The organism is Desulfobacter sp. UBA2225 (genome assembly GCF_002348205.1).
Classification (GTDB): domain Bacteria; phylum Desulfobacterota; class Desulfobacteria; order Desulfobacterales; family Desulfobacteraceae; genus Desulfobacter; species Desulfobacter postgatei.
On the sequence record NZ_DDYV01000248.1, the window covers coordinates 1 to 5,309 of the forward strand.

Sequence of the window (5,309 nt, forward strand, 5' to 3'; positions counted from 1 at the left end):
CCTGGCGGTAAAGTCTTTTGGCGATCAGTTTGTTCATGGCAAGAGCGGAGCCTAAAACACCTGCCCCCTGATAGGGAATGTCTAAAAGATCCAAAAGCCCCTGAACCGTACCGTCTTCCCCAAAGGGGCCATGGAGAATAATCAGGGCCGCATCAATATCCGGTGCATCTGTTACAAGCTTTGCCAGATCAAATTTGGGATCATACCGTTTGATGTCGTATTTTTCTTTATCAAGGGATTCAAATACCTGATTTCCGCTGTTTAAGGATACTTCCCGTTCTGAAGATACACCACCTGATAACAGGGCCAGCCTGATTTTTTTCATACACTTCTCCTGTGGTATTGATTGGATGATCAGCCTTGGATGATGTTCTGACGCGCTTTTTCGAACTCTTCTTTGGAGATCAGATCCTTTTCATAAAGCCCGTTGATTTCCAGCAATTTGCGTTCCGCCCTGTCATCTGCGCTTTCAATGAGGCGGGTATCGGCATAGGGGGAAATATTGGCGTGGCTTTGCAGCAAGGGGGGCTCTTTGGCTTTGATTTCAAAGGACGCAAGGCCGCCGAGCAGTCGTATTTCCACAGCCCTGTCATGGAATTGCGGGGTGCCCAGCACCTCGCTTAACGAGGAAGATGTTTCTCTCATCCTGTGGTAAATGAACCAGACAATGGAGAGTACCAGGATGGCAATGCCTGCCATGATCCATGGAAGATAATGATAAATGCCCTGGAACAGCAACGCGGTCAGGCCGATGCCGGCCAAAAGAAATACGTGGAGCAGCAGGATAAAATAGGCAACAAAAATATTTTTAAATAATCCGTCTTTGTCTTTTTTGTGTATACTCATTTTATTTTTCTCAATAATGACGTTTTGTACCGATCCCGGGCCAAGGCGCTGCCGGGTCCGTTTGAACAAACCGCATCAAGCTTGGCCATCAGGTAATTTAGTTTTTTATGCAGCTTTGCCTTTACGTAGACCCGCATCAGGAAGTCAATTCTATTAAACCAGGCCGTGTTTTGCAAGCTATTTTCTTGACACCTAAAGGGCAATACTGTATCACCACTATGCCAATTATTAATTATAGATACGATACCTATGAGCAAGCAAAAGAATATATCAAAGATCAGGAACATCGGGATCATGGCCCACATTGACGCGGGCAAGACCACGGTGACGGAGCGCATTCTCTATTATACGGGAAGGTCCCATAAGATAGGTGAAGTGCATGACGGCGAGGCCACCATGGACTGGATGCAGGATGAGCAGGAGCGAGGGATTACCATTACTTCGGCCGTGACCTACTGTCTGTGGAAAGGGGCTACCATCCAAATCATCGACACCCCGGGCCATGTTGATTTCACCGTGGAGGTGGAACGGGCTTTGCGAGTTCTGGACGGGGCCATTGGGGTGTTTTGCGCCGTGGGCGGGGTGGAACCCCAGTCCGAAACGGTCTGGCGTCAGGCAGATCGGTACAAGGTCCCGAGAATGGCCTTTATCAACAAAATGGACCGCACCGGTGCCGATTTTTTTGCCGCCTGTAATTCCATCCGGAAAAAACTGGCTGCCAATCCCGTGATGATCCAGGTACCCATTGGGGCCGAGGACCAGTTCCGAGGCGTTATTGACCTTTTGACCATGGAGCAGATTGCCTGGAACGATGAGACCCTGGGCGCTGAATACACATCTGGGCCCATTGACGATGAGTTTCTGGATCTGGCCGAAGCGTACCGGGATAAACTGCTTGAAGCAGTGTCCGAACTTGACGACACCATCATGGAAAAATACCTGGGCGAAGAAGAGATCTCCGTGGATGAACTTCGGGCGGCCATCCGGGCTGCCACCATCCGCCGGACCATGGTTCCTGTATTGTGCGGATCAGCCCTTAGGAACAAAGGGATTCAGCCGCTTCTGGACGCCATAGACTATTACCTGCCAAGCCCCAAGGACGTTCCCCCGGTTAAAGGTGAGCACCCGGAAACCGGTGACATCCTTGAGTTCAAGCCGGAAAAAAATGGTCCGCTGGCTGCCCTGATTTTCAAGGTATCCATGATCGAGGGCCGAAAACTCTCCTTTGCCCGGATCTATTCAGGGAAAATTGCTTCGGGGGCGGATGTCTTTAATCCTGCCCTGAACCGCAAAGAGAAATTGTCCAGACTTTTAAGGATGCACGCCAACAAGCGCGAACGCCTGGATGAGGCATCGGCCGGTGATATCGTCGGTATTGTGGGGCTTAAGGATTCCGGTACCGGTGATACCCTTTGCAATCCGGACCATCCGGTATTTTTGGAAAAAATGGAATATGCGCAGCCGGTTATCTCGATTGCTATTGAGCCCAAAACCCATGCCGACCAGGAAAAGCTTGATGATGTGCTGGCAAAATTCATGATTGAGGATCCCACCCTTAAAACCAGCAAGGATGAGGAGACCGGCCAGACCATTTTATCTGGCATGGGCGAGCTTCATCTCGAAATCATCATTTCAAGGATGGTCAAGGAGTTCAATACCAGTGTGAATGTGGGCAAACCCCAGGTCGTTTACCGGGAAATCATTACAGCGCCTGCAACCGGTCAGGCCGTGTTTGAACGGGAGATCCAGGGTAAAGCCCATTATGCCAACCTTACCGTGGAACTTAATCCCCTGGGCCGGGGCCAGGGAATTACCTTCAAATCCCTTGTACCCGAGGAAAAAATTGCGCCCCAGTATCTTCAGAATATTGAAACCGCAATCAGGGAGAGCCTGGAGGGTGGGTTTCTCAAAGGATATCCCATTGTGGATATTGAAATTGTCCTGGTTGACGGGTTCAGCGAGGAAGGCAAGGCATCTGAGCTTGGCTTTGGGGTCTGTGCAGCCATGGCCGTAAAAGAGGCCCTGAAAAAAGCCAAAATGGCCTTGCTTGAACCCATCATGGATGTGGAGGTGTTCGTGCCTGATGCCAATATGGGGGATGCCATTGCAGACCTGAACGCCAGGGGAGGCAGAGTGGAATCTATTAGCGCGAAATCCGGCATCCAGGTCGTCAAAGCTGTGGTCCCCTTGTCAAGAATGTTTGGCTATTCCACAGCGATTCGTTCCGCCACCCAGGGACGGGGCACCTTTACCATGCAGTTTAAGCGTTTTGATGCGGTGTGACGCAATTATTGAATTGGAGGTTATCATGGGAAAACCCGCAGCCCGCGTTACAGATATGGTGGCTCATCCGTTACCGCCGGTGCTAACCGAGCCCGGCAGCAAAACAGTGCTGATCAACAATTTGCCTGCCTGCCGAATGGGAGATACCGTGCTGGAAGCTATTGGCCCCCCCAACAAGATCACTATGGGGATGATGACGGTTTTGATTGGTGACTGACAGCCATGGGTTGACCTGGTCTGTCAACACCCTTTCGTTGTCGGGTTTCATTTCATTCAACCCAACCTACGCAGTGGACGAAATTAGAACCAAGCCCAAAATATTCTACTCGGTTCCCTTCCCTTTTTCGCCCTTGTCTTTCAGATTCTCCAGTTCGTTTTGGGCCTTTTCCCGCATCTTTTCATCGTCCAGGGTGTCAATTGCCCGTTCAAGCTGGCGGGCTGCATTTTGTTCGTCATTGATCCGGGCATAATACACCCCGAGATAATAGTTGGACAGGGCCTGTTTTGACTGCCTGGACATGATTTCGGCCATGTGGTAGTTGGCTTTTTCAAATCCGGGTTTGCCGCTGCCAAGTACATGTTCAAGTCCCTTTTCGGCTGCCGGCAGATTGCCGTTTTGAATCTGGGCAACGCAGCGGTTAAAAATGGCCCAGTCCCCCAGCAGGGGATCGTCTGCCATACTGTCCAGAATCGTTATGGCGCGGGTGTATTCAGTGTTGCTGATGTAAAGCCGGCCTAATTCCAAAAGAATCATCGGTTCAAACGGATCTTTTGTCAGGGCTTTATTGAGCTGTTCAATTCCTTCATTTATTCGTGTGGACCGGCCGTACAAAAGGCCCAGGCCGTAGTGAAACGCCACATTGTCAGGATCGTTTTGCAGGGCAATTTCAATTTTTGGGATGTATGTATCAATGTCGCCGTAAAGGCCGATGACCCGATATTTGACCATGTTGTAGTCCAAATTTTTTGGTGGTGCGGGTTTGTCGGCAGGCGGTTTGTAATCTGCAAGAATTCCGGATAAATGTGATACCCTGGCTGCTGTGCCCGGGTGGGTTTTAAAGTAATCGGGAATATTTTCAATTCCCTGGTAGTCAGCCTGTCTGATTTTCAGCAGACTGTCCAGTATCCCTTGGGGCGAATATCCTGTTTGTTCAAGAAAAAGAACCGCTTTCTGGTCTGCTTCGGTTTCATTTTCCCGGGTATAGGTCAGCATGGCTGACTGCCCGGCAGCCATGGAGCCAATGCTCAGGGCCTGGCCCGCTTCCGAACTGCCTGCCGCAGCGCCTACCAGAATACCGGCCACCATCCCGGCCAGGCTGCCGGTTGCCACTATTTTGGACCGGTCGATGGACTGGGATACATGTCTGCCCACCGCATGGCCGATCTCATGGGCGAGAATGCCTGCAAGTTCGTCCATATTATCCAGAGACGCAATTAATCCGCGGTGTACAAAAATATTGGCAGCCGGCATTGCAAAGGCATTAAAGGAGTCGTCATTGATTATAAAAAAATCAAAATGAAAGGGCTGGGGCGGCAATGGCTTGACAATGGCGTTGCCCACAATTTCAATCATCTTCTGGGCAACGGGATCATAAAGAATCACATCTTTATTTTTCATGAGTTGTAAATATTCTTTGCCAAGTTTAAGTTCATCGGGAATGGAGATGGCAAAGGTGCTGGTCGGGCATAAAAGGACAAAGAGCAGAATAATGCTTACAGTCTGTTTTAATTGTGTCATGTTTACCAAGAGCTGTTTTTTTTGACGGTTGACGGTTGACGGTTTTGTCAGAGGCCGGCCACATCGATGAATTCAGTATTCTCCATGGATAATTCAATGCGGAAGATATAATTATTGATTTTAAAGGAGAGCCGTCGGTTTTCCGTGTAAGTGTCGTTAATGGACAGGGAGATTGCCGAACTGATGGTTAATGCCTTGGGCTGGCCGTAGCAGGCATTCAGGTCATATGCTTCTTCTACGGCTTTTATCAGCTGCCCCATGAGCTGGTTTGTGATTTCTCCGATGGTATCCGGCACTTCAGGGTCGGAAGTAGAGACGGCCAGCTCATCTTCGGGCATGCCCATGTTGATCATGTAATGCCTGTAAATTTCAAATGCAGCCTCCTCACTGAAATTGAAAATCACAAGACCCATATAGTCTCCGTAGAACTGAACAAAGCAGG

At 49.7% G+C, this 5,309-nt stretch carries 5 protein-coding genes and 1 pseudogene; 2 read left to right on the plus strand and 4 right to left on the minus strand.

Features of this window, described 5'->3' with window-relative positions:
* Window positions 1–325, minus strand: a pseudogene (locus B3D59_RS12330) (D-alanine--D-alanine ligase); the annotation flags it as partial.
* Between the two features lie 29 nt (window positions 326–354).
* Window positions 355–846 (minus strand): SHOCT domain-containing protein, encoded by a 492-nt coding sequence (locus B3D59_RS12335; protein WP_286820134.1) that lies wholly within the window; start codon window positions 844–846, stop codon window positions 355–357.
* Window positions 847–1,095: 249 nt separating this feature from the next.
* Between B3D59_RS12335 and fusA the strand changes: the two genes are divergently transcribed.
* Both fusA and B3D59_RS12345 read left to right on the plus strand, forming a co-directional pair.
* On the plus strand, window positions 1,096–3,129 hold the full coding sequence (gene fusA, locus B3D59_RS12340; RefSeq protein WP_286820135.1) for an elongation factor G: 2,034 nt from the start codon (window positions 1,096–1,098) through the stop codon (window positions 3,127–3,129).
* A gap of 25 nt (window positions 3,130–3,154) precedes the next feature.
* The gene (locus B3D59_RS12345; RefSeq protein ID WP_286820136.1) at window positions 3,155–3,346 is read left to right on the plus strand and encodes a PAAR domain-containing protein; all 192 of its coding nucleotides are present in this window, start codon (window positions 3,155–3,157) and stop codon (window positions 3,344–3,346) included.
* 105 nt (window positions 3,347–3,451) lie between these two features.
* Here B3D59_RS12345 and B3D59_RS12350 read toward each other — a convergent pair whose 3' ends face one another.
* Window positions 3,452–4,867 (minus strand): M48 family metallopeptidase, encoded by a 1,416-nt coding sequence (locus B3D59_RS12350; RefSeq protein WP_286820137.1) that lies wholly within the window; start codon window positions 4,865–4,867, stop codon window positions 3,452–3,454.
* Window positions 4,868–4,914: 47 nt separating this feature from the next.
* Window positions 4,915–5,309: DUF3334 family protein (locus B3D59_RS12355; protein WP_286820138.1), on the minus strand; the 395-nt coding region annotated here is incomplete at its 5' end.

Excerpts from the sequence above, each read along its gene's own strand:
- B3D59_RS12335 (WP_286820134.1), bottom strand. The coding sequence starts at position 846 with ATGAGTATACACAAAAAAGACAAAGACGGATTATTTAAAAATATTTTT.
- B3D59_RS12350 (WP_286820137.1), bottom strand. The coding sequence starts at position 4,867 with ATGACACAATTAAAACAGACTGTAAGCATTATTCTGCTCTTTGTCCTT.
- fusA (WP_286820135.1), top strand. The coding sequence starts at position 1,096 with ATGAGCAAGCAAAAGAATATATCAAAGATCAGGAACATCGGGATCATG.
- B3D59_RS12345 (WP_286820136.1), top strand. The coding sequence starts at position 3,155 with ATGGGAAAACCCGCAGCCCGCGTTACAGATATGGTGGCTCATCCGTTA.